Raw genomic sequence first — 26,464 nt, 5'->3', positions numbered from 1 at the left:
AGTCTCGCGCAGCACCAGATCAGGTTGATGCGTCAAATAGCTCCACGTCGCACTCGATGCCCGGCGCGCGGGCGAGGTGCGCATCGCTCGTCAGCAACGTTGCCCCGGCCTGCTCGGCCAGTGCCACGTACGACGCGTCGTAGGCGGTCAAGTTGTTGCGTAACTCCCAGCAACGAGCGATCAGCGGGGCGTGGCCAATGCGCCTGATTCTCAGACCTGCCAGATGCCGTAAACCACGGCGCGCCTCAGCTTCGGAAATCGCGCTTCGGAGGTGCATCTGACGGAGCGCGGAAGTGACTTCGAGGTCGAGCATCTGAGGTGCAAGTGCGGGCTCAAGTGAAATGCGACGCAGGGCACGATTCGCAAGCTCGCCGACGGCCCCCACCGCCGTCACGGCGACGCTGGCGTCGACAACGATCAATGCGACTCACGATCGGCGCGGATGATCTCGACAACCATGTCCATATCCAGCTCGTTCTCGCCGTACACCAAGGCGTCGACACGTTTGCGTGCGAGCAATTCCTCGATGCTCGCCATCTCGGCCTCGCGGCAGACGGCGTCAAGCATGTACTGCTGCAGCGACTGACCGGTTGTAGCTGCTCGTCGCTTCAGCTTGTCGTGCACCTCATCGGGCACATGCTTGATCTGAATCGTCGCCATGTGTTCATTCTAGCGCCATTATGGCGCTAGTAGCGCCGAAATAGTGCCAGTACGCTGTTGAACGGCCCCTCACTTGGGGAATCCAGCGCTGCAAGGAGCTCGGCGCTGCTAGGTCGCTTTGGGCCCGGTTCAGCGGCCTTGCCAGTTGGGCTGGCGCTTCTCGGCAAACGCTCGTGGGCCCTCCTTGACGTCCTCGCTGGCCATCAGACGGGCGACTGCCGGGTACGGGTGGTGGAACGCTTCGCCCAGCGGCAGGTCAAGCCCGCGCATCGCGGCTTGCTTGGTGGCCTGGATGGACAGCGGCGCGCACCGCATGATGTCGTCGATGAGCCGGTCGGTTGCGGCGTCGAGTTCGTCGTAGGGCACGACATCGTTCACGATGCCCAGTTCCATCGCCCGCTGCGCACTCATCGTGCGTCCAGTCAGCAGGAATTCCATTGCCAGCTTGAGCGGGATCTGGCGCGGCAGGCGGTGCACTCCCCCGCCGCCTGCGTACAGGCCACGCAGCGGCTCGGTCAGCCCGAATTGGGCGTGGTCGGCGGCCACCACAAGATCGCACGCCATCGCCACTTCGAACCCGCCGCCGAGCGCCACGCCGTTCACCTGGGCAATCAGCGGCTTGGGATAGTCGAAGCGCTCAATGAGGCGGGTCACCTGGCTCATCAGCTCGCGGTCGGCGGCCTGGGTCGCCTCGTCGGACTGGCGAACCATCGACAGGTGCTTGAGATCACGCCCAGCGCAGAAGGCCTGCCGGCCGACCCCGGTGATGACCATCAGCCACACGTCCTCGTCGGCTGCGGCGTGATCCAGGATGTCGGACCACTCCTTGTGGGCTGGCGTGTTGATGGCGTTGCGCACCTCGGGTCTGTTGATGGTGATGCGCGCCACACGCGGCCTGATCTCCTCATAAGCGAAATATTGCGGTTCGGTGCCCAATGCCTTCATGGCCCGGGATCGTATGCCGCGGGTTCATTGCGGGCCGCAGCCGGGCACCACACCGCGGACATCGCAACTGTGAGATTCGTCCGACCGCCGGGGCAGCGTTGCCGCCGCGCACGCACTACACAAGGGACCGCACACGAGCCACCGCTGTGCGGCGCCACGCCGCGATGCCGATGCCGAGGAGGCAGGAATGTTCGAAGACCACGTGTCGATTGACACCGGCGAAGGCGAGATGAGCACCTTCGTCGTGCATCCCGAGCCGAGCGAGCGCCGGCCGGGGCCGTTCCCCACCGTGCTGTTCTTGATGGACGCACCGGGCAAGCGAGAGGAATTGCACCACATGGCTCGGCGCATCGCGAGTGTCGGGTACTACGTGCTGCTGCCGAACCTGTACTACCGCGACGTTCCCGGCTTCGTCGTGCAGCGGGACGATCCCGCCAGCCGCCAGTTCATGTTCGAGTTGATGACCAACCTGTCCAACGCCATGGTCTCCCGTGACGCGGCGGCGCTGCTGCGCCACGCCGACGCCGACCCGGCTGCCAGCACCGAGCGGGTCGGCACCACCGGTTACTGCATGACCGGGCCGATGGCGATCTGGCTGGCCGCCGACTACCCCGATCAGATCACCGCGGCTGCCTCGATCCACGGCGTGCGGCTGGCGGTGGACGCCAGCGACTCGCCTCACCTGCGGGCGCCCGACATCCGCGGAGAGGTGCTGGTGATGTCAGCCGAACACGACGACTACGTCGACCGGGCTCACTTCGACCGGCTGTGCAAGGCCTTCGCCGACGCTGGCACCGATGCACAGACCTACTGGGTGGACGGCACGCACCACGGATTCGTGTTTCCGCAGCGGCCCGTGTACGACCAGCCGGCCGCCGAGCGTCACTGGGAGCTGCTGCTGGACATGTTCGCCCGCCGCCTGCACTGAGGGGGCGGTGCAGCACGGCTGAGGCAGCCCTGGAGCAAGACCGGGGGCGCAGTGCCACACTGTCGCTCCATGGAAACACTTGATCTCGTCCGCACCGTCTCGCCGCCCATCGCCGCACTGGGCTCGAGCTTCTATTTCGATCCCGGCACGCTTGCGCGGGGCAAGGAAGCAGGCCTCGACGGCTTCCGCCTGTATTTCCTGGGCCGTGGCGGCGTGCTCGGCGATGTCGAGGCCGAAGTCGTGCACAGCGCGTTCGGCTATTTCAACTTCGGTCTGGCTTCCAAGATCTGGAACTCCGCCAAGGAAGTGATGCCAGCGCGTGAGGCCGGGACGCTCTACATGGAGTGCGCCGGAGCCTTCGGTGCCTCCAAGCTCGGTGACGTCGAGGGCCTTGACCCCTTCAACGCTGCCGCCGACAAGGTGATCGCTGCGGGCTTGGCGAATTGTGCAGGCCAGGCCCTGTTCGCCGGCACGGCAGCAGAACCCCGCAACGATGACACTGCTGCGCGCGCGTTCCAGAACGTGGCCGTCCTGCGCGAGTTGCGGGGAAGCCTGCACTTGGTGGCGGTCGTGGCGTCGGGTCTGAGCCCCGAGACAGCTCACCGGATCCGCCGCCCCGACGACGTGGCGATGTTCGGCTGGACCGACGATGTCGAGGTAACTGACGACGATCGGGCTCGCTGGGAAGCCGCTGAGGCACTCACCGACGAGCTGTTGGCGCCGATCTATGGGGTGCTCGACGGCGCCGAAGCCACGGCGCTCACCGACGGCGTCGCCACCATCGAAGCCGCTCTCGCCAGCTAGCGCTGACCGATGACGCTGTCTCTCAGCGCTGACGAGGTGCTGGCCACCACGCGGGCCGTGCGGCGGCGACTGGACTTCGACCGCCCCGTCGACCCCGCAACCCTGCGGGAATGCCTCGAACTGGCGCTCCAAGCTCCCACCGGATCGCTGCGCCAGGACTGGCACTTCGTCGTTTCGACCGACCCGGAGCAGTGCCGTGCCGTCGGGACGATCTACCAAGAGGTCTGGTTGGGCCGGATCGACGACAACTACCTGGCCAAAGCCGCGGCCGCCGAGACTGACCCAGCGGCACGAGCCGACTGGGTCCGGATGATGGACTCGGCCCGCTACCTCGCAGAGAACTTCCCACGCACACCGGCCATCTTCATCCCGTGCATCGAAGGCCGCCTCGACGGCGCGCCCGCGGGGCTGCAAGCGCTGCGCTGGGGTTCGGTCATCCAGGGCGCCTGGAGCTTCTGCCTCGCGGCGCGCAACCGAGGCCTGGGCACCTGCTGGACCACGGTGCACCTGGCCCGCGAGCAGGAAGTCGCCGAGATCTTGGGCATCCCCTACGACGACGTCCAGCAGGTGGCGCTGCTGCCGGTCGCGCACACCATCGGCACCGACTTCAAGCCCGGCCGCCGCAAGCCGTTCGACCAATTCGTCCACGTCAACGGCTGGTAGCCGGCGACAGGCCGACCGGTCAGGCTCGTCGGACGCGGCGAGCAAGGGTGAGGGCGTAGTCGCCGTCGTCATCGGTCCACATTCGCTGAACGACCAGGCCCACAGCGTCGAGTTCGGCGCGCACTCGCTCAGGGCGGAATTTGGCGCTTAGTTCCGTGCGCATCCGCTCCCTTCTCGCGAAGTCGACGGTCATCTCAAGGGCCGGGATGTGCACTCGTTGGGCCCGGGTGGAATGCAAGCGCATCTCGATCCACTCATTGCCGGCATCGAACACTGCCTCGTGCTCGAAAGCGTCGAGGTCGAAGTCCGCGCCGAGCCTGCGATTGAGCACCGAGAGCACGTTGAGGTTGAACTGCGCCGTGACGCCCGCCGCGTCGTCGTAGGCGGCTACAAGACGATCGGCGTCTTTGACGAGGTCGGTGCCCAGCAGGAACGTGTCACCGGTCTGCATCGCGCCGACGACGCCATGCACCCGCAGACGCGGGTACGCCTGGACCAGTTCCGTTGCTGCGTTGCGCAACGTCGCTGCGCTGTTGTCGAACGGCACGTACCGGCGGAGCTGGCCGGCGGTCGCGAACGCATCGAGCAGGATGCGCGTCTTCGTTGAAGTACCGGATCCGAGCTCCGCGAGACAGTCGGCTCCCGAAGCCGTCACGATGGCATCGGCTTCCCGTTCGAGGATCTCCCGCTCGCGGCGGGTCGGGTAGTACTCGTCGAGACGGGTGATCTGGTCGAACAGTTCGCTGCCGCGCTCGTCGTAGAACCACTTCGGCGGCAGCTCCTTGGGGCTCGACGACAGTCCCACGGAGACATCCGCACGCAGTTCCCGATCTGCCCATCCGGCATCGAGCCAGTTGTCGATCACGGGCTCCACGGCCGCGGGCGCGGCCGCGTCTTGGTGCGTCATCAGGCGTCGGCGGCGAGACGCAGGCCCGAGAAGTGCCAGCGGGTGTGGGGGTGGAAGAAGTTGCGATACGTGGGACGTCCATTCCCAGACATCGCCGTACATCTGCTGGAGTTCGACCGGCTCATTGCCAAGGGCCGTCGTGGGACTCTTGGCCGGCACGGGATGCAGACCGGCGCAGCTGCCGATGTTCCCCTTCCGGGGCAAACCCACCGCAGCGTGCTCCCATTCGAACTCGGTGGGCAGCCGGGCGCCAGCCCAGCGGGCGAACGCGTCGGCCTCGTAGTACGACAGATGGCACACCGGCTCGTCGGGCGCAACGGCCTTGAGGCCCTCGAGCGTGAACACCTGCCAGCCGTCGTCGGCGAGATGCCAGTACGACGGTGCCTCCCAGCCGTGGGCCAACCGCTGGCCCCAGCCGTCGGCAAGCCACAGCGTCGACGTCTCGTAGCCGCCGTCGGCAATGAACTCCAGCCACTGCGCGCACGTGACCGGGCACTCGGCCAGCCGGAATGGCTCGGTCAGCACTCGGTGGCGAGGCCCCTCGTTGTCGAACGCGAAGCCACAGTCATCGTGGCCGACAGCGACTTCCCCGCCATCGAAGCTGGCCCAGCGGGTTTCGCCCACGCACTTCACGGCGCTTGCGTCGGCGCGGGTGCGTGCGGCGGGTGCCGCCTCGCCTGGCGCGCGATACGCAGGCCACAGGGCCGGGTTGCACGACAGCACGTGCTTGATGTCCATGAGGATCAGCTCTTGGTGCTGCTGCTCGTGATGCAGGCCCAGGGTCACCAGGCGGTGAGCAAGTCGGTGTGCGCCCGAACCGAGCGGTACGCCTGCAACAGGCTCGCGGAGGAGTCGCTGGTCATAGTTGTCGCCATAAGGCGCCGCGCAGGGTACCCGCGGCCCATGAATTCGTCGCATTTATGTGATGGACAGCACTTCATGTTTCGTGCTGTGCGACAGCCGGAATTCGCATAGGCCACGCGTCCGCGTGACGCTCAATCGACGCGACCGAGGCAGTCTGCGGTAAACACGCGCAGCGACATTTGTGCGCTCGGATTGCCGCGGCCACGCGGTGGACGGCCACCACGGCTGGCAATGATGACTGCGAACACGGAGACAGCACCGATGGGCCTGAAGAAGCTGTTGATTGCAAACCGGGGGGAAATCGCCGTGCGGGTGGCGCGCGGCGCCGCCGAGCTGGGCATCGGCACCGTTGCGGTCTCGGGCGCAGATGATGCTGCTTCGCTGCATACCCGCGTCGCAGACGAGGCCGTCACGCTCGAAGGCCGCGGCGTAGCCCCGTACCTCGACGTCGACCAAGTTGTCGGCGCGGCGGTGGCGGCAGGCTGCGACGCAATCCATCCCGGCTACGGCTTCCTGGCGGAGAATCCAGCGCTCGCCGAGGCCTGCGAAGCGGCGGGCGTGGTGTTCGTCGGCCCGACGGCGGGCCAACTCGCCCTGTTCGGCGACAAGGTGGCTGCCCGGCGGCTTGCCGAGCAGCACCGAGTGCCCCTCGTGCCGGCCACGAACGGTGCGACCTCGCTCGACGAAGCCGCTGCATTCTTCGCCGAGCACGGTCCGATGATGATCAAGGCCATTGCGGGCGGTGGAGGCCGCGGTATGCGGCCGGTCCTGGGGCCCGATGAGCTCGAAGCCGCCTACGAGCGCTGCATCAGCGAGGCGACTGCGGCGTTCGGCCTCGGCGACGTGTACGTCGAACGGCTCATCGAGCGTGCCCGTCACATCGAAGTGCAGATCATCGGAGACGGCGCGGTGGTATCGCACCTCGGCGAGCGTGAGTGCACGCTGCAGCGCCAGAACCAGAAGATCGTCGAGATCGCGCCCTCCCCCAGCCTGCCGCCGTCCGTGCGCCAGCGCGTCTGCGATGCAGCGGTGGCGATGGCCTCCGGAACGGGATATCGCAGCCTGGGCACTTGGGAGTTTCTGGTCGACGCGGACAATCCCGACACGGTCGCGTTCATCGAGGTGAATGCTCGGATCCAGGTAGAGCACACCGTCACCGAGGAGGTGACGGGTGTCGACCTCGTGGCAGCTCAGCTCCGGATCGCCGGCGGAGCGACGCTGGCCGACGTGGGCCTGGCACAGACCGACATCGGGGCCCCGCTCGGACACGCCATCCAGTGCCGCGTCAACACCGAAACGATGATTGACGACGGCACGGCCCGGCCCAGTGGCGGCACGCTGACGGCGTTCGAGCCGCCCACCGGACCGGGCATCCGCACCGACACCTACGGCTTTGTGGGCTACGGCACGAATCCGAGTTTCGACTCATTGCTCGCCAAAGTGATCGGCCACAGCCGCAGCAGTGACTACGCCGACGCGGTCCGGCGCACCCGGCGAGCGCTCAGTGAGTTCCGCATCGACGGCGTCGCGACCAACTTGAGTTTCCTGGCCGCGCTCATGGACCGGCCAGAGGTCAGCGCCAACGACATCACCACCCGATTCGTCACCGACCACGCGGCCGAGCTGTGCGCCGCCGCCGCTGACGTCGCGTCGCTTTGGGCGCCCGCAGCGTCGAGTGCTGTCGCTGGCGCGGGCGGACTTGCAGGGGCGCGTGTCGACGACGATCCCTTGGCCGTGCTGAATTACGGCGACATTGACGGCGCCGCCGGTGACCGCGCCGCATCCGACGCAGTGCGCGCACAGGCGATGGCCGGTGCTACTGCGTCGTTGCACGGTGCGCCGGTGGCGACGATCACCGGTCCCGACGGCAGCGTCGGCGTGCCCGCTCCGCTGCAAGGCACCATCGTCTCGATCTCTGTGGCCGAGGGCGAGGCGGTTGCCGCGGGCCAACAGGTCGCGGTGATGGAGGCGATGAAGATGGAGCACGTCGTCACCTCCACGGTCACCGGAGTCGTACGGATGCTGGGAGTTGCCGCGGGCGACATCGTCTATGAGGGGCACTCGCTGCTGTTCGTCGAGGAAGCCGATGTGGACGTCGCGCTCACCGAGGCGGCCGCAGCGGTCGACTTGGACTTCATCCGGCCTGACCTGGCCGAAGTCATGGGCCGACGGGCCATGGGCTTCGACGAGAGCAGGCCCGAGGCGGTCGCGAAACGTCACGGCCGCGGCCACCGCACTGCGCGTGAGAACGTCGCCGACCTCGTCGATCCCGGCACCTTCGTGGAGTACAGCCCGCTGATGGTTGCCGCGCAGCGCAAGCGCCGCTCCATGGAGGACCTGATCGCCAACACCCAGGGCGACGGCATGGTCGCGGGCATCGCCAGCGTCAACGGCGACCTTTTCGGCGTGGAGAACTCCCAGACGATGGTGATGTCGTATGACTACATGGTGCTCGCCGGCACCCAGGGTGGGCAGAACCACCGCAAGAAGGACCGCATGTTCGAGCTCGCGGCGCAGAATCGGCTGCCGGTCGTGCTGCTGGCAGAGGGCGGCGGCGGACGGCCCGGCGACACCGACGGCATCGGCGGCTCAGGCCTCGACTGCTGGGCTTTCAACTACTTCGCCCAGCTCAGCGGCCTCGTTCCGCTGGTGGGCATCACCAATGGCCGCTGCTTCGCGGGAAACGCTGTGCTGCTGGGCTGCTGCGACGTCATCATCGCCACCGAGGGCTCGAACATCGGCGTCGGCGGCCCCGCCATGATCGAGGGCGGCGGCTTGGGCGTTTTCCGCCCCGAGGAAGTCGGTCCGGTCGACGTGCAGTGGTCCAACGGCGTCATCGATGTGCTCGTGCGGGACGAGGAAGAGGCCATGGCGGCGGCCAAGCAGTACCTGTCGTACTTCCAGGGCCCGATCGACGCGTGGGAATGCCACGACCAGCGCGAGCTGCGACATGTCATTCCTGAGAATCGGCTGCGCGCCTACGACGTGCGCGAGGTCATCACCAAGCTCTGCGACATCGGCTCGGTGATGGAGATCCGACGTGGCTGGGGCCCAGGCTGCGTCACGGCGCTGGCGCGCATCGAGGGACGGCCCGTGGGCGTGGTCGCCAACAACAACCACCACCTCGGCGGCGCTGTGGACGCTGACACAGGCGACAAAGCCTCTCGGTTCATCCAGCTGTGCGACGCGCACGACATCCCGCTGCTGTTCCTGTGCGACACGCCCGGGATCATGGTCGGCCCTCAAGCCGAGTACGACGCAACCGTCCGCCACGCAGCGCGCATGTTCGTGACCGCGGCCAACGTGGATGTGCCGTTCATGACCATCGTGCTTCGCAAGGGCTACGGCCTGGGCGCGCAGGCCATGGCAGGCGGCAGTTTCAAGGCGCCGACATTCACTGTGGCGTGGCCGACCGGCGAATTCGGCGGCATGGGTCTCGAGGGCTTCGTCAAGCTCGGTTATCGCAGGGAGCTCGAGGCCATCGAGGATCCCGAAGAGCGCAAGGCCGACTACGAGAAGCGAGTGGCCCGGCTGTACGAGCACGGCAAGGCGGTCAACACCGCCACATTCTTCGAAGTCGACGACGTCATCGATCCCGCCGAGAGCCGCGATTGGGTCCGCATGGCCCTGCTCTCAGCGCCGAAGCCGGCGCCACGCACCGGCAAGAAGCGCCCGATGGTCGACACCTGGTAACTCCTCGTCGCGTGCCGACTCGGGCCGGCGAACACGTAGCCGATCAGGCAAGCAGTTCGGCGACAGCGAGATCGGCGATTCGGTCGCTGTCGTAGCCCAGCACCTCGGTGAGGATGTCGAAGGTGTGCTCGCCAAGGGTCGGACCGCCGTAGGTGACTTGCGCCGGGGTTCGCGACAGCACGAAGCGTGAGCCGTCGACGATGGTGGTGCCCTGCTTGGCGTGGCCCACCTCGACGTGCTGGCCCCGGTGGATGACTTGCGGGTCGGCGGTGTACTCGGGCGAGTTCTGCACGATGTGCGACGCCACGCCGACGTCCTGCAAGCGGTACATCAGCGCCATGCCGTCCTGAGGGCGAGTCCACGCCGAGATCACTGCGTCGAGCTCGTCGTGGCGTTCGTGACGTTGTGCAAGCGTCAGTTCTGCAAGGTCGCCACGGCCCATCTGCGCCACGAGCGACTGCCACCGGGTGTCGTCGACGCATGAGATGGCGATCCAGTTGTCGTCCCAATTCTTGTCATCGACGTCGCCAGCAAGTCCGCCCGAGGCGGTCTGGTACACGCCTTGCGGGGCGATGTGGCGGTCGCGATTGCCGACCCGTTCGGCCACACGGCCGTTGACCGTGCGGTCGAGCACCGCGGGGGCCATCAGGTGCAGCGCCGACTCAGCCTGGGAGAAGTCGATGTACTGGCCTTCTCCGGTCCGCCGCCGATGTTCGAGCGCTCCCATCACCGCAGCCACCAGCCATCTGGGCGAGGTGTAGTCGGTGTAGGCGCCGAACGGCCCACACGGGGCGCGATCGGGCCAGCCGACCGGGTAGAAGAACCCCGAGATCGCGGCCGCCATCGTGCCGAAGCCCGCCAACATCGCCAACGGACCGGTCTGGCCCATCAGACAGCTCGACGCCATGATCACGTCCGGCCGGCGCTCGCGCACCTGGGGCCAGCTCATCCCCCAGCCCGCCATCGCCTTGGGTGAGAACGACTCCAAGATCACGTCGGCCCAGTCGATGAGATCCCAGATCACGTCCAGCGCCGCTGGCTGCGACATGTCCAGGCAGATGCCGCGCTTGCCGGCGTTCATGTTGTTGTAGAGCGCTGAGTACTCGGGGTCTCCGATGTCGTCGCGGAACGGCTGTAGCGAGCGAGCCACTTCGAGTCGGGTCTCGGACTCGACGCGGATGATGTCAGCGCCATAGTCCGCAAGCACACGCGCCGCTGCCGGTCCGGCCATCGCCCACATGAAGTCGAGCACTTTGACGTTCTCAAGAGGCCGTGCCGTCGACGGGACCGGGCGAGTCACGTCGGCGGCCGTGGCCTCGACGCGGGTGACCTTCGGTTCGGGCGCAACCTCGGCGAGAACTTCGTCGGTGTGCTCGCCCAGCCGGGGCGGGGGGCCGAGTGGTGGCAACGGGGCAGCGCTGAACTTGGCGTACTGGCCGGGGTATGTGACCTCCAGCGCACCCGAATCGCCGAGATCGTGCGTGACCGTCTCCCAGTAGTCGCGGGCGGCCAACTGATGGGAGTCGACGACTTCGTCGGCAGTCCACACCGGTGTGATCAGCACCCGGCGAGTCATCGCTGCGTCAAGCAGCTCAGCTTTGGTCTTCGTGGCGAAGAACTCGGCCAGGATGCCTTTGAGCCGCTCGTATTCCGAGACCGGTTCGCGCCCGTCGAGCAGCATCATGGCGTACTCGGTCCAGTTCTTGTCCCGGGTGGCCTCGTCGCAGAAGCCCTCGGAGTACACCCAGTCCATGAGGCTCTGGGTGAATGCTCGAAATCCTGGCCCGAACAGGAACGTCACCGAGGCGTGCCCGTCTGCGCACGGCCACATGAGCTGGATCTGCAGACCCTCGACAATGACGCCGCCGGCGCTGCGGACGGGTGGCGTCGCGCCGATCGGCGTCGAGAGCGCGTAGGACTGGCAGGCCTGGTTCATGCTCTGCACAGCCGACATGTCCACGTGCTGCCCGAGACCTGAACGGGTCTGGCGCTCCCACAGGGCGATGAGCGCAGCCCCGGCGGCTTCTGAAGCAGCGTTGTGGAACGCCTGGGGGTACAGCCCGCCGGTGCGCAGCGGCGGCCGGTCGACATCGCCGGTCATCGCCATGTTGACCGCCGCCGCCTGCAACGTGAGATCCGATGCCGCCCAGCCAGCCTTGGGGCCGTCGCCGCCGAACGGCGTGATCGACACGTACACCAGCTCGGGGTTGATGTCGGCGAGAGCGTCGTAGCCGAGGCCGCAGCGATCCATCGCACCCGGGCCGGCTGATTCGATCAGGATGTCGGCCGCAGCGGCCAACCCCCGCAGTCGGTCGGCGCCTTCGTCGCTGCTCAGGTCAAGCACCACGCTGCGCTTGCCTCGGTTGTACGCCCAGTGATGCAGCGACCGCTCGGAATCTTCGACATCGCCGGCGAAGGGGCCCAAACGGCGTGCGGCTGAGCCTTCGGGCGGTTCGATCGCGATGACGTCCGCACCCATCTGAGCGAGGATCGCCCCGGTGAGGTGCCCTCGCTCGTCGGTGAGATCGAGGACGCGAAACGGGCTCAGCATCGAAACGGCGTCGGCTTCCTCATCGGCTGCGTGTGCGGACGGAGAGGTGCTGTCGGCATCGGGCATCCGCACATTTCAGCACTTGCGGCGGCGTCCGTCCGCTGTCGCGGCGCCCCCCAGCGCTTCAGCCTCGGCGCGGTGGCCTACTCCAAGAGCTCAGCCACGGCCAGTTCGGCGATGCGGTCACCGTCGTAGGCGAGCGTCTCGGTCAGCACCTCGAAGCTGTGCTCGCCGAGTGTCGGACCGCCATAGGTCACCGACGCCGGCGTGCGAGACAGCACAAAGCGGCTGTTCTCGACTGTCGTCGTGCCCTGCTTGGCGTGTCCCACCTCGACGAGGTGCTGGCGGTGCACAATTTGCGGATCAATCGTGAACTCGGGCGAGTTCTGCACGATGTGGGAGGCGACTCCTGCTGCTTGCAGCTCGGCCATCAGCTCATAGCCGTCGCGGCCCCGGGTCCACGCCGAGATGATCTCGTCGAGCTCGTCGTGGCGCCCATGGCGCTCGGTTGCGTTCAGCGAGGCCAAGTCGCTGCGGCCCATCGCCCCCGCCAAGGCCGCCCATTGGCCGTCGTTCACACACGAGATCGCGATCCAGTTGTCGTCGTAGTCGTCTCCTGAGGGTCCGCCCGCTGCGGTCTGGTACGCCCCCTGCGGAGCGATCTCCACGTCCCGGTTGCCCGCCGACTCCCAAATGCGCCCATTGGTGGTGCACTCAAGCAACGCCGGCGCCATCAAGTGCAGCGCCGCCTCGGCCTGCGACATATCCACGTACTGTCCCTGGCCGGTCTGGCGTTTGTGCTCCAGCGCCGCCATCACCGCAGCCACCAGCCAGCGTGGCGAGGTGTAGTCGGTGTAGGCAGCGAACGGCCCAGCCGGCGCCCGGTCGGGCCACCCAACCGGGTAGAAGAATCCCGAGATCGCCGCGGCCATGGTGCCAAAACCGGCCAGCTTCGACAACGGCCCGGTCTGGCCCATCAGACAGCTCGACGCCATCACCACGTCGGGCCGTCGCTGGTGAATCTGGGACCAGCCCATGCCCCATCCGGCCATGGCCTTGGGCGAAAACGACTCCAAGATCACATCGGCCCAGTCGATGAGATCCCAGATGACCTCGAGCGCTTCAGGCTTGGACATGTCCAGCGCCAAGCCGCGCTTTCCTGCGTTCAGGTTGCTGAACAGGCCAGCACCGTCCGGATCGCCGACATCGTTGTGGAACGGCTGGATCGAACGCACTGCATCGAGCTTGTTGGCCGACTCGACACGGATGATGTCGGCGCCGTAGTCGGCCAGGACTCTGGATGCCGCCGGGCCCGCCATCGCCCACATGAAGTCGAGAATCTTGACACCCTTGAGCGGCGGCGATGTGATCGATGCGGCATCGGCGACGTCACGCACCGAGACCGGGACGGTCGGCGTTCGGGCGGCACTCGCTGCGTCAAGCTCGGCCAGAACTTCGACGGTATGCTCGCCGAGTTTCGGGGGGCGGCCCAGTCTCGCGAGCGGGGTCTCGGAAAATTTCGCGAAGGCACCCGGATAGCGCACCGCTGCTGGATCGAATGAGCCCGCTCCGGCGTCGGACACGATGTCGCTGTGGTCGACGTCCTCCCAGTACTGGCGAAACGCCAGCTGCTCGCTGTCGCACACCTCGCCCGTTGTCCACACCGGGGTGATGAGCACCCGCCGGTTCATGGCGGCGTCCAGCAAGTCAGCCTTCGTCTTGGTGGCGAAGAAGTCGGTGAGGATGCCCTTGATTCGTTCGTATTCCGAGACGGGTTCGCGGCCGTCGAGCAGCATCATGGCGTACTCGGCCCAGTCCTTGTCCCGAGTGGCCTCGTCGCAGAATCCTTCCTCGTACACCCATGCCATGAGGTTCCGGGTGAAGGCGCTGAATCCGGGCCCGAACAGGAACGTGACTGAGGCATGGCCGTCGGCGCACGGCCACATGAGCTGGATATCGATCCCCTGCAGGCTTGCGCCGCCCGCGATCCGCTGGGTCACGGAGGCGTTGAGCGACGTGTTGAGCGTCGACGACATGCATGCCTGGCTCATCGACTGCTGAGCGGACATGTCGGCGTGCTGGCCGAGCCCCGAGCGGGTCTGGCGATCCCACAACGCGATGAGTGCTGCGCCGGCCCCCTCGGAGGCCGCATTGTGCATCGCCTGCGGGAGCGTGCCGCCGGCCCGCAACGGAGACCTGTCCTTGTCGCCGGTGATGGCCATGTTCACCGCTGAGGCCTGCAACGCCAGATCTGACGCGGCCCAGTTGGCCTTCGGCCCATCGCTGCCGAATGGCGTGATCGAGACATGGATCAGGGCGGGGTTCAGCTCCGCGAGCACGTCGCGGCCCAGACCCATGGCCTCCGCCTGGCCAGGCTCGAACGACTCGAACACGACGTCCGCACCCGCGATGAGCGCCTTGGCGCGCTCGACACCCTCCGGGGTGCCGAGGTCCAGCACCACACTGCGCTTGCCGCGGTTGTAGGCCCAGTGGTGCAGCGAGCGCTCGGGGCCTTCGACATCGCCGGCAAAGGGACCGAGCCGCCGGGCCGACGTGCCTTCGGGCGGCTCAATCGCGATCACGTCGGCGCCCATCTGGGCCCAGATCGCCCCGGCCAGATGGCCCCGCTCGTCGGTCAGGTCAATGACCCGGTAGTCGGCCAGCACGCCGGGCAGCACCATGTTCGTTTCCGCGCTCATGACCACATTTCAGCACGCTCACCGAGGGCCATTTGCCGGGGAGTGCAACACCTCGCTCCGGCGCGGAACGATCAGCCCTGAAGCATCAACCGTGGTCGCCGTCGGTCGCGCCCCCATCTGACGAGAGCGCGCTGACGAGGTCCCCGTACATGATCACGTGCGCGACGGTCACGATGCCGACGGTCACCGGCCAAACCAGGACGACCACGATCGCCAACGAATACGCAAACGAGAGCGGGCTCGCTATCACCACGAGGAAGACAACTGCCGCGAAGACCATGCGCACGACGTCGAACAGCATCACACGGCCCCATGTCGCCAGCTTGTCGCGCCCCAAGAGCCGGTTCCACCGACGCAACGACGGCAGTCCCGGCTCCACGTAGACCATGACCCACAAGATTGTCAGCAGGGGGGCAATGACGACGGAAACGACGAGCGTGACGAGATCCCACACGGCGCCAAGCGGGTCTGCGACCACACTGAGTCCCAGCCCGACGAGGAACAGGACCGCTTGAACGACGACGAGCGAGACATTGATGAGCAGCAGTGCAGGCAGCCGACTCAGCGCGATGCTCACAGCGGTGCTGCCGCCGGCATCGATGCCCGACAGTTCTTGGCGCGCAATCTGGGCGCTCACAGCGGCTTGGAGAATGCTGACGAAGCTGGCTATGAGCGCCACAAGCAACAGACCCGCCGCCTGCGGAGTGAAGGCAAATTCGAACGACGCCATCCATGCGTCGATCTCCGCAGTCGTCTCGATCTCGCCGCCGAAGAGGGCGTCGAGCTTCGCCCAGAATTGGCCATCGAACAGTTCGTCCGCGCCCACGTACGCGCTCACGAAGGCGACGAGCCACAAAGCCGAACCAAGCGTCCCGGCTACAGCCAGGTCGCGCCAGCGCTTGCCAACGACCCTGAAGGTGCCAGCCCACAGTGCTCCCATGGGGCGGTGCGCATCACGCCGCCGGCCACCGCGCCCTGACTCGGAGGGCGGTGGGATCGGGCGCGGCCGCATGTCGTCATCAGCCACGGCGGAATGCTACGTCGACCGCCGCAAGGGAAGGTCGTCGCTGGCTTCGCAATCCTCCTCCAGAGCCGCCTCGCCAACGGAGACCGGGTCTGCGGCGGCGACCCCCGCCAGGTCGACGTACAGGAGCGTGAACGCAGTCGTCAGGAGCGTGGTGGTCACGACAACGGTGACGACGCCGAAGCCAAACCAGGCGAACGTTGTGATCTTGAGCATGAAAATCGCCAATGCCGCCCGGAAAGCAACCCGGACAAATTGCCACAACAGCACCCGACCCAACGTGGCGGCGCGCTGACCGTGCACTAGCTGCCGCGCGCGGCGGAACTTCGGCCGCCGGTCCTCGACCTTGATCGCTGTGAAATAGACGTTGGTCTGCGGGGCGGCATAGGCGACGACCCCTGCTCCGAGTTGCGCCCATGACAACAACCCCAGCAGGTCTCGTTCGAAGAGGTACATCGGCAACAGCCAGACCAACAACGGCCCGAAGACGATCGCCACGAGCGCGCCGTAAACGAGATTGACGGTGATCACCCTCGGAAGTCTGCGCACTGCCAGGGCGCAGGGCCGGGCCGGGTTTGGACGTCCCGTCACGCTCTCGTTGCACGACGAGATGAACCACGGCAGTGCTGAAGAGGTAGCTGCCGATCCCCATCACCACGAAGGAGAACGTGCTCGCCGATGCGAGCCGCCATCCGAGTTCAGTGCTGCGGTTGTCATCGAAGAAGGGCCCGTACGCCCAGCGATACACGAGCCACACGGGCGTCAGGGCCACTAGGGCAGGCAGTGCCACAACGATGACGTTGCGCCAGTGCCGCAGGGCGAATCGGAACGTATCGCCGATGAGGGCCCCAATGGGTCGGAGCGTTCCGGGTTCGGGCTCGGCGGGCTCGTCGGGATTGGCGGAATTGGCGGAATTGGTCCAGAAGAACGGTTCAGGCGGATCGACGGGCGGATCTTCGGCCTTCTCGACTGGGTCGACGGGCTCGGCCCTTGGGATCTGGCGAATGACCTGCGGCGTCTCCGACTGAGGTGGTCGCCCAACAGGCACGATTCGAAGCTACTTGCGGCCGTCGGGCAACAGCGGTCCGGCTGGGAACGCTGTTCTAGCGTCGGCGCATGGACAACACGGCATCTGGCCTGATCGCACCACTGCCCGGAAGCTTGCCTCCGCACCGGGTGACGTACCTGCCGATCGTGGACCGGCCACGGATTCGCTGGCCGAACGACGCTCGTGTGGCGCTGTGGATCGCGCCGAACGTCGAGCACTACGAGTACCTGCCGCCGCGCGACCCGCAACGCAACACGTGGACGCGGTCACCGCATCCCGACGTGCAGGGGTATGGCTATCGGGACTACGGCAATCGGGTCGGCTTCTGGAGAATGCTTGACGTGCTCGACCGCTACGGCGTGGTTGCCACTGCCTCGACGAACCTGGCCGTGTTCGACCACTACCCCGAAGTGGGCGCGGCCATGGTGGAACGCGGGTGGGAAATCATGTCCCACGGCATCTACAACACCCGCTACATCTCCTCGATCGACGAAACCGCCGAGCAGGCCTTCTACATCGAGTGCATTGAGGCACTGCGCAGCCACGCCGGCCAGCAGCTGCGAGGCATGCTCGGCCCGGCGGTGTCGAACACGGCCCTGACCCCGGATCTCATGGCCGAAGCGGGGTTGATCTACCACGCCGACTGGTTCCACGACGATCAGCCGGTGCCTCTGGCGACCCGCAGTGGTCAGCGGCTCGTGTCGGTGCCGTACTCGATGGAGCTGAACGATGTGCCGGTGTTCACCCAGCACTACGACACTGACGACTTCGTGGTCATGGCGCGAGCCCAGCTCGATGTGCTGCGCCGCGAAGCCGACGACGATGCCGGCGGACGGGTGATGTGCGTGGCGCTCCATCCCTACCTGATGGGCATGCCGCACCGGGCCGACGGGCTTGCGGCGATGCTCGAGTACCTGATGGGCCACGACGACGTGTGGCAGACCACTGCCAGCCAGATTGCGCAGCACTTCATCGACCATCACTACGACAACTTCGCCGCCCACGAGCCCGATCCTCCCGAGCCGCAGCCGTCGCGACCGCGCGTCGCGGCGGCCTCAGCCTCGGGCCCACGCCCCGCAGCGGCGCTGCAAGCCCCCTTCGAGTTCGGCCCCGCCAATCACCAGCACGGCATGGACCACCCCTACTACGACTGGTCGCCGCTGCCGAGCCGTGCCTCCTTCGGGTGGCCGAACCAGAGCCCCCTTGCCGTCGGCGCGGTCATCGTTCTCGAACACGTCGAGTGGGAGTCACCGCCAGACGCCTACTCGCTGCGCCGTCGCAGCGGCGGGCTCGCACGCCTGCCCGCTCCCGACTACCCCCAGCTCACGATCCGCGAGTACGGCCACAGGGTCGGAATCTTCCGCCTGCTCGACGTGCTCGAACGCCACGGCATCGCCGCAACTGTCGCGATCGACGCGTTGACCGCCGAGCACTACGGCTGGCTGACGTCCCACCTGGTCGAACGGGGCTGCGAGATCGCTGGGCGGGGCATCGCAGCCACCCGGCTCATCACCTCGAAGAACTCCGAGGCCGACGAGCGAGCCGCCATCGCACAATGCCTCGACGCCATCGAGGCTGCGACCGGGACTCGGCCTACTACCTGGTTCTCCGCCGAAGGCGTCGAGTCGTTCCGCACCCCGGCCCTGCTGGCCGAGGCCGGCATTGACACTGTGCTCGACTGGCCCAACGACGAGCAGCCATATCTCATGACCACCGACGGTGTCTTGGCCGGGGCTGACCGATCGCCCGGAACGGCGCCGATGGTGTCACTGCCGCTGTTCCTCGAAGCCGACGACGAGTTCGCTTTGTGGCACCGCCGGGCATCACTGGACAGCTGGCGCGGGATCATCGCCGGAGCTGCAGCGCGCATGCACCGTGACGGCGCTGAGCACCCCGCCGGCGGCCGACTGCTGATGCTGACGCTGCGACCCTGGCTCGCGGGCCAACCGTTCCGGACGCCAACGCTTGAGGCAGCGCTTGACCAGGTAGCCACGCTCGGCAACATCCACACCGCAACCGCAACCGAGTTGGCCGCACACACCCGGACGATCTTCCGCTGAGCGGCCGCGCCGATTGGTGACGTCTCGAAACGCCGCGGTCACGATTCATTGCGCAAATTTGCCGTCTGTGGCGGCATTTCTGCGCAAAGTCCAAGCCATCGGCGTTCGTTGCGCAAATCTGCTGTCTGTGGCCGCATTTCTGCGCAAAGTCGAGGCCGTCGGGGCGGCGCCTACGCCAAGCGCCAAGCGCCTGGCTCGGGGACACTTAGGCCGAGGTGGTCCCGCAGCGTGGTGCCTTGGTACTCGGTGCGGAAGAGGCCGCGGCGCTGCAGTTCGGGCACAACCAGCTCGACAAAGTCCTCGAAGGCCCCCGGCATATGCGTGCCGGCTATCACGAACCCGTCCACCGCGCGTTCGGTGAACCATTCCTCGAAGTAGTCAGCCAGCTCCATGGGGCCTCCGACCGTGGGATGCGCCAACCGACCCCGCCCCGACACCTGCACGAAGTCGCGCACCGTGGGATTGGCCCGTCCGGTGATCGCCAACACCTGGTTACGGATGCCCTGGATGCCGGTCATCGCGTCGAGATCGTCGCCGGACAGCGGCTCGTCCAGGTCGCGGCTGGCGAAGTCGAAGTTCAGTCCCTCCGAGAGCAGCGACAGGTCGTCCACCAGCGTCGGCAGCTCGTCGTAGGCGGCACGGCGGTCTTCGGCCTCGGCCATCGTGCGGCCCACAACTGGGAACGTCAGGTTCGTGATCTTCACCTGGTCGGGATCTCTCCCCAAGGCCTCGATCTGCGACTTCACCGAGGCGTAGTGCGTGGTAGCTGCATCCAGCCGCACGTGAGTCACGAACAGCAGCTCGCCCCAGCGGGCGGCGAAGGTAGTGCCCCGACCGCTCTGGCCGGCCTGGATGACCACCGGGTGGCCTTGCGGCGTCCGCGGCACCGTGAACGGCCCCCGCGACGAGAACCAGCGTCCCTGGTGGTCAAGCCGGTGCACCCGGTCGCCGTGCGCATACAGCCCTGCCGAACGGTCCGCTGCGATGGCGTCGGCTTCCCAGGTGTCCCAATGGCCGTGCACCACCTCCATGAACTCGTCGGCGCGGTCGTAGCGCTCATCGTGCGCCGGCGCTTGGGCCAGGCCCATGTTGCGCGCTTCGTTGTCGTTCACCGACGTGACTACGTTCCACGCAGCGCGCCCGCCGGTGAGGTGGTCGAGCGTGGCAAACACCCGGGCCACGTGGAAGGGCTCGTAGTAGGTCGTCGAGTACGTCGCTCCCAGACCGAGCTGGTTGGTGGCCATGCCCATCGCCGTCAGCACCGTGACCGGGTCGAGCTTGACGCAGCGGATGCCCGCCTCGACGGTGTGCCGATGGTCGCCGCCGAACATGTCCGGCATCGCGAGCCGGTCGTCGAAGAAACCGAGGTCGAAGCGGCCTGCTTCGAGCACTTCGCCGATGTGTCGGTAGTAATCGAAGCTGGTCACGTCATGGCGAGCCTCGGGATGCCGCCAAGCCGCAGGGATCGTTGTGCAGTTCTGCGCCTGCAGGAAGCCCACCAACACAATCTGGCGTTGCGCGTTCACGCCTAGCGATCGTAGAGAGTCCCGCTCACCGGCGGGCCGGGTCGGCGGGATGCCAGACTCTCCGGCTATGCCGACTGAGCCCACGGCTGAAGAGATCGCGCACGATGACACGCTCCGGGATCGGCTGACGGCGAACCTGGCTCGTCACGACGTGCTCCAGCACCCCGGTGAGGGGCGCAAGCACGCAGCCGTGGCGGTGATCGTGCTCGACAGTGACGCCGAGCAGCATGGCGCCGATCCGGTCATGGGCGGCATCAACGCCGAGCAGCGTCGCGAGATGCTCGCCGACATCCCCGGCGCGGAGAACGACCCCACGCTCACCGGCGATGTAGAGGGAACTGCGGGGGGCGCTGCGGTGCTGCTCACGAGGCGGGGCTCGCACCTGCGCGGCCATGGCGGCCAGTGGGCGCTGCCCGGTGGGCGAGTCGATGACGGCGAGACGGCACTCGAAGCTGCCATGCGCGAAGCCGCCGAGGAAGTCGGGTTGGAGCTCACGAGCACCGATCTGCTGGGCCGCCTCGATGACTACCCCACCCGCTCTGGCTATGTCATCAGCCCCTTCGTGTTCTGGCTGTCGGACGGCCGTGATCCGGTAGCGAACCCCGCCGAGGTGGCGTCGGTCCACCGGGTCTCGATGCGCGAGCTGACCCGCGATGACTCGCCGCGATTCGTGAGCATCCCCGAGAGCGACCGCCCCGTCGTCCAGATCCCCATCGGCGGTGATCTGATCCACGCACCGACCGGCGCCGTGCTCTACCAGTTCCGAGCTGTCGCCTACGACGGCCTCAACATCCGGGTCGACGAGCTCGAGCAGCCAGTGTTCGCTTGGCGTTAGTCAAGCGGACCATCAGACCCAGTGCTTGGCGTTAGTCGGCCGTGGTCCTGTCCCGGACCGCCCGTCGGCTTCAAATAACAGGAAATTCAGTGACATAAGCCATCAATTGGCCGATTTGTTACCGAAATTTCGCCGAATTCATAGCTCTCCTGAACATGGAACGAAACCGTTGTGTGGGACGTTTCATTACAGAACCATTACAGGAGGACTGCAAAATGAAGACAAGGAGGTCTTCGGCAAGCCGATTGCTCGCCGGTGCGAGCGCTCTGCTGCTGGTGCTCTTTCTTCCCTCGGCCCCCGCGGAGGCAGCCGACAACGTAGCCCGGCAAGAGGTGGTCCCCACCGTCACCATCACGGCTGGAGCGACCACTCACAACGAACCCGACGGCCCCATGAGCTTCACGCTCCACGCCAGCCCGGCCCCGGCGACCAATCTCGAGGTGAAGCTCGGCTCCCGCCAGACCGGAGTGGTGTTCACCGACGCCATCGAGCGGTCCTTCACCGAGACGATCCCCGCTGGCGAGCCGTCCTACGACTTCGATTTCATCGTCGTGAACGACCTCGTCGTCGAGCCCGAGGGCACCGTCACGATCACCGTGGCCGACAGCGAAGTGCACTACGAAGTGGGCACACCTTCGGAAGCTGTGACGACGTTGGTCGACGACGACGTGCCAATCACGGTTTCCTGGGATTCATCAACCGTGCACGTCAACGAGGACGCCGGCACGGTCACGGTTCCGTTCTTCATACGGGTACACGACGGCAAGCCGCCTGGGACCTTCAAGAGTGCTGACGGGGTCCACGAGGGTGTGGCGTTCGTGCTCACGACAGCTTCGGTGACAGCCGATGCGACCATGGATTTCGTCTATCAGTCCTACTTCTATATCTGGGACGTCGGTTCGTTCACCGTGGACGCCTCTGGTGATTACACGCTGAGCGACCAGATCGAGATCGAGATCATCGACGACACCGAGGACGAACCGGGTGAGACGTTCGTCTTGTACTTCGAGTCCCCCCTGCCGGCTCCGCTCGACGTCGGCGACACGGTGATCCCCACCGACCGCAAGACGATCGTCATCGCCGACGACGACGGCGTCAACAACGCACCCGAGTTCACTGCCACCGCCGAGCAGATCTCGGTCTCTGAAGACATCGAGGCGGGAACCTTGATCGGCGTTTCGTTTGAGGCCACCGACTTCGACGGTCATGAGGTGACGTTCGGGGTCGTCGGCGACAGCTTGCCGTTCGAAATCGACGCCGAGACCGACACTCTCAGGGTCACAGGAGCGCTCGACTTCGAGACACAGGCCGAGTACACGTTCGCCGTCGCTGCCTCCGACGTCATCGGCGGCTCGAGCGAGACGAACGTCACGGTGACCGTCACCAATGTGGACGAACCCGGCGTGGTGAAGCTCGCACCGATGACCCCCGAAGAGGGCGCGATGGTCGAGGCGACCCTGTCCGACGTCGACGGGCCCGTCGATGACATGACATGGGAATGGTCACAGGGCGAGGCCCCGGACGGAGGCTTCGACCCCATCGACGGCCAGACCGACGATCACTACATGCCGACCCCCGACGACGTCGGGATGTACCTGCGAGCCACGGCGACCTACACCGACGGTGAAGGCGCAGGCAAGAGCGCCGACGCGACAACGTCGGAGCCGGTGGCGGCCCGCCAAGAAGTCAGTCCGGAGGTCACGATTCGCGCCCTCACCGAGTCAGTTGACGAGAGTGACAGAACGGTCTCAGTCGAATTGAGCATCACTCGCCCGCTCGACGACGATCTGCGGGTGGAGTTGGAGATCACTGATCCCGACAATGAGCTGCTGCACCGAAACGGCGACCCGCTCGTCGTCAGAATTCGAGCGGGCAGCACGAGTCAGACCGCAATCGTCTACATCAACAATGACTCGATCGTCGAGAACGACGGATCAGTGTTGTTCACGATTGTCCTGCCCGAAGATGCTCAGGGCAATACCGCCTACGCGATCGGAAGCCCCGACACCGCGACCGTGGCCATGCACGACGACGACACGAAGGTCACGGTCCTGTACACGGAGAACCCGTTCATTGTGGCTGAAGAAGCAGGCACCGTTGAGCTGCCGATCACGGTGCGGGTCGACGGCAACCAACCGCCAGGCACCTATGAGCTCGGGGGGATCCACTACGAGGGGCAGGCACTCGCGTTCACGGCGACGCCAGGTACGGCGACGAACCCGGCTGATTTCGAACCGCCGCCGGCCTTCATCGATCTAGAACTCGGGAGCTTCGTCCTGCAGGAGTCGGGGAGTTACGAGGCGTCTGGTGTCGCAACGGTGACCATCCTCGACGATGACCTGGTCGAGGAAGGCGAGTCATTCTCCATCGAAGTGGGTCCCGGTCCTGGTGTAAGACCCGAGGTGACGCTGCCAGCACAAGCACTGGACGTTGTGATCGAGGACGACGACGGCACGACCGACCCGCCGGATCCACCGCGGCCTCCCTGGCCGCCACCGGACTTTTGCCCGACGAATCCCGACACCGTTGCGGACACCTCGACTCCGCTCAGCATGGAGGTTGGCGGCAGCGTCGAGGCCGATTTCTGTAGCAAGGACGATGCCGACTGGGTGCAAGTCTTCCTGGAGGCCGGGCAGGCCTACCGCATCGAAGGCACGTTCAACGGTCCCGACCGGGAGACGTCCATCTTCATCGGCAGCATGCGCGAATCTGACGGTTCGCTGATCACCGGATCCCACTCGTTCGACGGCAACCCTTACGGCACCTCGAACACGGCTGGCTACATCAACTTCCGGCCCACCGCGACCGGCATCCACTTCATCGTGGCGGGCGACCCGAACTGGTGGAATTTCACCAACGCCACAGCCCCGTTGCCCTGGCATCTCGAAATCCACGAGATCGATCTGTCGCCCGACGACGTTCCCGGCGTGACCGAGCTGACGCTCGAGTTCAACAACTACGGGTACTTCGTAGACGAGTTCGAAGGCACGGTCGACACCCACGGCGATCGCGACACCTTCGCTATCGACGTCGAGGCCGGCCACCGCTACTTCGTCGAGATGCGGAACCGGAACGGCTCGGGCATCTTCAACTGCATCCACGGCATCGCATCGGCGGAGACACCTGACCAGCCTGGGGCCAACTCGCGCGAGTGCTGGCACCGGGTGGGCTGGAAAGCCAGCCGTTGGATCATCCCCGATGCCGACGGTCGCAAGCTGATCACGGTGGGTTCCGACAACGGAACCGGCGACTACCTGCTGCGTGTCCGGGACTACAGCGCCGTGCCGCCGGGCGTCTGGGACACCCCGCTGCCCCACGGCGATCTCGCCCAGGACACGTCAACCACCGGACTTGTGTACGTCAACGACTCCTGGGTGAACGGCACAGCAGTGCGAGGCGAGATCGACCTCGCAGGTGACAAGGACTGGTTCCAGGTAGAGCTCGAAGGCGGGCGCCGCTACCAGATCGACATACGCGGCGAGGGCAGCGGCGTGGGCACGCTGCGGAACTCCTTTATGTGGATCCACGACGCCTCGGGCCAGCGCATCGTCTTCGCCAGCGGCGGCGGCTCCTACCTCGAAACCCGGCTGGTCTGGACGCCCCCCAGCACAGGCACGTACTTCATCGGGGTGGCCGGATCGAGCTACGAGATCGGCACCTACGACCTGTCCGTCATCGATTTCGAGGATCTCTACACGACACATCGCCCTAGCTAGGCACATTCGGCGCCGGCCCTGCACAGGCAGTCCCCATTAAGTGCAGGGCCGGCGCCTCCCGCTGTCAGCCGAGCACCTTCACATGCGTGCTCGGTACTAGCCGAGCACCTTCACATGCGTGCTCGGTACTAGCCGAGCACCTTCACATGCGTGCTCGGTACTAGCCGAGCACCGACATCGACGAACCGTGGAGTTCGCGGCGGCGCGAGAACGTTCCCATGTCGATGTCAAAGCCGGTGTACTTTCCGGTCACGACCACCGGGTCGGCGTCATGGTCGTGTCCAGCTTCGACCGCGCCGATCAACTCGGCCATGCAGTGACCCGCCACTGCGGCGTTCTTGAACTGGTTGCCGCTGGTGCCGATGGCCACATAGAAGCCGTCGAGCGACGTGCGGTCATAGATCGGAATCCAGTCGTCGGTCACGTCGTACACACCGACGATGCCCCGCGGCTGGCGAGGCAGGCCGAGCTCGGGCATGCGGCGGGCAAACCGCAGGACGTGGGTCTCCCACTGCTCGCGGGTGAGGTCCTGCGAGCAGTCGTCGATCTCGTCGGTGCCGAGCCACTCGAAGTCCGTCGCGTCCAGCTCGAGCGAGCCGATGAGCATGTTGTTACCCACCTCGGGCCGCACGTAGCAGCCGCAGTCAACATCGGCCATGACCGCTCCGTCATGCTCGAAGTCCACGCCCGACGGCGGAGGCACGTGGTACACCTCCTTGCGCAGCGGCCGCGTGCTGATCGACATGTCTTCAACGACACCAGCAAGCCGGTTGATGGCGCTGCTGTGCGGTCCGGCGACATTCACCACAACCGGCGCCAGCACTTCAGTGCCGTCGGCCAGCACAACGCCCTCGGCCCAGCCAGCGCCTGCGATTCCGGTCACCGTCACGCCAAAGCGGAATTCGGCGCCGGCTAACTCCGCCGCCAGCCGCAGGTTGTGCGCCGCGAGCTGCGGGTCGCCGATGTAGCCGCCTTCGGGCGACCACAACGCACCCCGCAGTTGCGAGGTCGGCTCGGCCCAGAAGTCAGGGTCGTCGAGCTGACGAGGCGGACCGAAGCGGGATAGGTCGAGCCCGCCGAGCCGGGCAACGGTCTCGTCACAGTCCCAGATCTCATATGGAACGCCGAGTGCATCGAAATGCGGCACCGGCAGCAGCTGATGTTCGGCGTCGCTGAGCAACGTCACCATCCCGCACTGCGAGAACGAGGCGAAACCGGCCTCGTCGCAGGTCCCGATGTGCTGGCGCCACCGCTGCCAGTACTGCAACCCCTCGTAGGCCATGGCCACGCCAGCCCGGGTCGAGTAGGTGAATCTCACGATGGCAGACGAGGCGCTGGTGGAGCCCTGACCGGCACCGCGATGGCGGTCGACGCCCAGCACATGCCAGCCTCGCCGTGCCAACTCACAGGTGATCGAGGTGCCGATGACGCCCGCTCCGATGACGATGGCGTCGTAGCTCTGCTCGCTCCGACTCACGCCGCCCTGCCTGCCGTCGCACGAATCCGGTAGCACTGCGGGGGCACTCTCGAGCGTCGCACAC

17 protein-coding genes are annotated in these 26,464 nt (G+C 66.3%); 7 read left to right on the top strand and 10 right to left on the bottom strand.

What is annotated here, in order from left to right; all coding sequences use genetic code 11:
- Positions 1 to 19 precede the first annotated feature (19 nt).
- From ACOOHB_RS21820 to ACOOHB_RS21810, 3 genes are all read right to left on the bottom strand, one after another.
- Positions 20 to 421: a type II toxin-antitoxin system VapC family toxin gene (locus tag ACOOHB_RS21820; RefSeq protein WP_420446884.1), complete on the bottom strand. Its 402-nt coding sequence runs from the start codon at positions 419 to 421 to the stop codon at positions 20 to 22.
- Positions 418 to 660: a FitA-like ribbon-helix-helix domain-containing protein gene (locus ACOOHB_RS21815; protein ID WP_420446883.1), complete on the bottom strand. Its 243-nt coding sequence runs from the start codon at positions 658 to 660 to the stop codon at positions 418 to 420. The genes ACOOHB_RS21820 and ACOOHB_RS21815 overlap by 4 nt, the downstream gene beginning before the upstream one ends.
- A 129-nt stretch (positions 661 to 789) precedes the next feature.
- On the bottom strand, positions 790 to 1,605 hold the full coding sequence (locus ACOOHB_RS21810) for an enoyl-CoA hydratase-related protein (protein WP_420446882.1): 816 nt from the start codon (positions 1,603 to 1,605) through the stop codon (positions 790 to 792).
- Positions 1,606 to 1,792: 187 nt separating this feature from the next.
- On the opposite strand from ACOOHB_RS21810, the gene ACOOHB_RS21805 reads away from it, so the two are divergent.
- The 3 genes from ACOOHB_RS21805 (at position 1,793) to ACOOHB_RS21795 (ending at position 4,000) form a co-directional block, all read left to right on the top strand.
- On the top strand, positions 1,793 to 2,533 hold the full coding sequence (locus ACOOHB_RS21805) for a dienelactone hydrolase family protein (RefSeq protein ID WP_420446881.1): 741 nt from the start codon (positions 1,793 to 1,795) through the stop codon (positions 2,531 to 2,533).
- Between the two features lie 69 nt (positions 2,534 to 2,602).
- Entirely contained in the window at positions 2,603 to 3,337 is a 735-nt protein-coding gene (locus ACOOHB_RS21800) for an SCO6745 family protein (RefSeq protein WP_420446880.1), read from the top strand.
- Between the two features lie 9 nt (positions 3,338 to 3,346).
- The gene (locus ACOOHB_RS21795; RefSeq protein ID WP_420446879.1) at positions 3,347 to 4,000 is read left to right on the top strand and encodes a nitroreductase family protein; all 654 of its coding nucleotides are present in this window, start codon (positions 3,347 to 3,349) and stop codon (positions 3,998 to 4,000) included.
- 19 nt (positions 4,001 to 4,019) lie between these two features.
- Here the strand turns inward: ACOOHB_RS21795 and ACOOHB_RS21790 are convergent, their stop codons facing one another.
- A complete protein-coding gene (locus tag ACOOHB_RS21790) occupies positions 4,020 to 5,693 on the bottom strand; it encodes an L-histidine N(alpha)-methyltransferase (RefSeq protein ID WP_420446878.1) in 1,674 nt (557 codons plus the stop codon).
- A 312-nt stretch (positions 5,694 to 6,005) separates the two neighbouring features.
- Here ACOOHB_RS21790 and ACOOHB_RS21785 point away from each other — a divergent pair, with 312 nt between their 5' ends.
- Positions 6,006 to 9,464: a carboxyl transferase domain-containing protein gene (locus tag ACOOHB_RS21785; RefSeq protein ID WP_420446877.1), complete on the top strand. Its 3,459-nt coding sequence runs from the start codon at positions 6,006 to 6,008 to the stop codon at positions 9,462 to 9,464.
- A gap of 43 nt (positions 9,465 to 9,507) precedes the next feature.
- Here ACOOHB_RS21785 and ACOOHB_RS21780 read toward each other — a convergent pair whose 3' ends face one another.
- The 4 genes from ACOOHB_RS21780 to ACOOHB_RS21765 all read right to left on the bottom strand — a co-directional run bounded on the left by ACOOHB_RS21780 (position 9,508) and on the right by ACOOHB_RS21765 (position 16,269).
- On the bottom strand, positions 9,508 to 12,081 hold the full coding sequence (locus ACOOHB_RS21780; protein ID WP_420446876.1) for a CaiB/BaiF CoA transferase family protein: 2,574 nt from the start codon (positions 12,079 to 12,081) through the stop codon (positions 9,508 to 9,510).
- Positions 12,082 to 12,158: 77 nt separating this feature from the next.
- On the bottom strand, positions 12,159 to 14,714 hold the full coding sequence (locus tag ACOOHB_RS21775; protein WP_420446875.1) for a CaiB/BaiF CoA transferase family protein: 2,556 nt from the start codon (positions 14,712 to 14,714) through the stop codon (positions 12,159 to 12,161).
- An 85-nt stretch (positions 14,715 to 14,799) separates the two neighbouring features.
- The gene (locus ACOOHB_RS21770; protein ID WP_420446874.1) at positions 14,800 to 15,741 is read right to left on the bottom strand and encodes a hypothetical protein; all 942 of its coding nucleotides are present in this window, start codon (positions 15,739 to 15,741) and stop codon (positions 14,800 to 14,802) included.
- Between the two features lie 9 nt (positions 15,742 to 15,750).
- The gene (locus ACOOHB_RS21765) at positions 15,751 to 16,269 is read right to left on the bottom strand and encodes a hypothetical protein (protein WP_420446873.1); all 519 of its coding nucleotides are present in this window, start codon (positions 16,267 to 16,269) and stop codon (positions 15,751 to 15,753) included.
- A gap of 585 nt (positions 16,270 to 16,854) precedes the next feature.
- Between ACOOHB_RS21765 and ACOOHB_RS21760 the strand changes: the two genes are divergently transcribed.
- Positions 16,855 to 18,846: a polysaccharide deacetylase family protein gene (locus ACOOHB_RS21760; RefSeq protein WP_420446872.1), complete on the top strand. Its 1,992-nt coding sequence runs from the start codon at positions 16,855 to 16,857 to the stop codon at positions 18,844 to 18,846.
- A gap of 170 nt (positions 18,847 to 19,016) precedes the next feature.
- Here the strand turns inward: ACOOHB_RS21760 and ACOOHB_RS21755 are convergent, their stop codons facing one another.
- Entirely contained in the window at positions 19,017 to 20,372 is a 1,356-nt protein-coding gene (locus ACOOHB_RS21755) for an LLM class flavin-dependent oxidoreductase (RefSeq protein ID WP_420446871.1), read from the bottom strand.
- Positions 20,373 to 20,439: 67 nt separating this feature from the next.
- Here ACOOHB_RS21755 and ACOOHB_RS21750 point away from each other — a divergent pair, with 67 nt between their 5' ends.
- Entirely contained in the window at positions 20,440 to 21,207 is a 768-nt protein-coding gene (locus ACOOHB_RS21750; protein ID WP_420446870.1) for an NUDIX hydrolase, read from the top strand.
- Between the two features lie 215 nt (positions 21,208 to 21,422).
- Positions 21,423 to 24,923, top strand: coding sequence for a cadherin domain-containing protein (locus ACOOHB_RS21745; RefSeq protein ID WP_420446869.1), 3,501 nt, complete (start codon positions 21,423 to 21,425; stop codon positions 24,921 to 24,923).
- 160 nt (positions 24,924 to 25,083) lie between these two features.
- Here ACOOHB_RS21745 and ACOOHB_RS21740 read toward each other — a convergent pair whose 3' ends face one another.
- Complete coding sequence (locus ACOOHB_RS21740) at positions 25,084 to 26,400, bottom strand: NAD(P)/FAD-dependent oxidoreductase (RefSeq protein WP_420446868.1); 1,317 nt, start codon at positions 26,398 to 26,400, stop codon at positions 25,084 to 25,086.
- Between the last annotated feature and the right edge of the window lie 64 nt (positions 26,401 to 26,464).

Source organism: Candidatus Poriferisodalis sp. (genome assembly GCF_965215815.1).
Taxonomy (GTDB): domain Bacteria; phylum Actinomycetota; class Acidimicrobiia; order Acidimicrobiales; family Poriferisodalaceae; genus Poriferisodalis.
The sequence above is the reverse complement of the archived record's forward strand: the minus strand, read 5'-3'. Positions and strand labels throughout refer to the sequence as shown.

Coding starts and splice junctions, on each gene's coding strand:
- ACOOHB_RS21745 (WP_420446869.1), top strand. CDS start 21,423: ATGAAGACAAGGAGGTCTTCGGCAAGCCGATTGCTCGCCGGTGCGAGC.
- ACOOHB_RS21805 (WP_420446881.1), top strand. CDS start 1,793: ATGTTCGAAGACCACGTGTCGATTGACACCGGCGAAGGCGAGATGAGC.
- ACOOHB_RS21810 (WP_420446882.1), bottom strand. CDS start 1,605: ATGAAGGCATTGGGCACCGAACCGCAATATTTCGCTTATGAGGAGATC.
- ACOOHB_RS21780 (WP_420446876.1), bottom strand. CDS start 12,081: ATGCCCGATGCCGACAGCACCTCTCCGTCCGCACACGCAGCCGATGAG.
- ACOOHB_RS21815 (WP_420446883.1), bottom strand. CDS start 660: ATGGCGACGATTCAGATCAAGCATGTGCCCGATGAGGTGCACGACAAG.
- ACOOHB_RS21775 (WP_420446875.1), bottom strand. CDS start 14,714: ATGAGCGCGGAAACGAACATGGTGCTGCCCGGCGTGCTGGCCGACTAC.
- ACOOHB_RS21750 (WP_420446870.1), top strand. CDS start 20,440: ATGCCGACTGAGCCCACGGCTGAAGAGATCGCGCACGATGACACGCTC.
- ACOOHB_RS21760 (WP_420446872.1), top strand. CDS start 16,855: ATGGACAACACGGCATCTGGCCTGATCGCACCACTGCCCGGAAGCTTG.
- ACOOHB_RS21800 (WP_420446880.1), top strand. CDS start 2,603: ATGGAAACACTTGATCTCGTCCGCACCGTCTCGCCGCCCATCGCCGCA.
- ACOOHB_RS21795 (WP_420446879.1), top strand. CDS start 3,347: ATGACGCTGTCTCTCAGCGCTGACGAGGTGCTGGCCACCACGCGGGCC.
- ACOOHB_RS21785 (WP_420446877.1), top strand. CDS start 6,006: ATGACTGCGAACACGGAGACAGCACCGATGGGCCTGAAGAAGCTGTTG.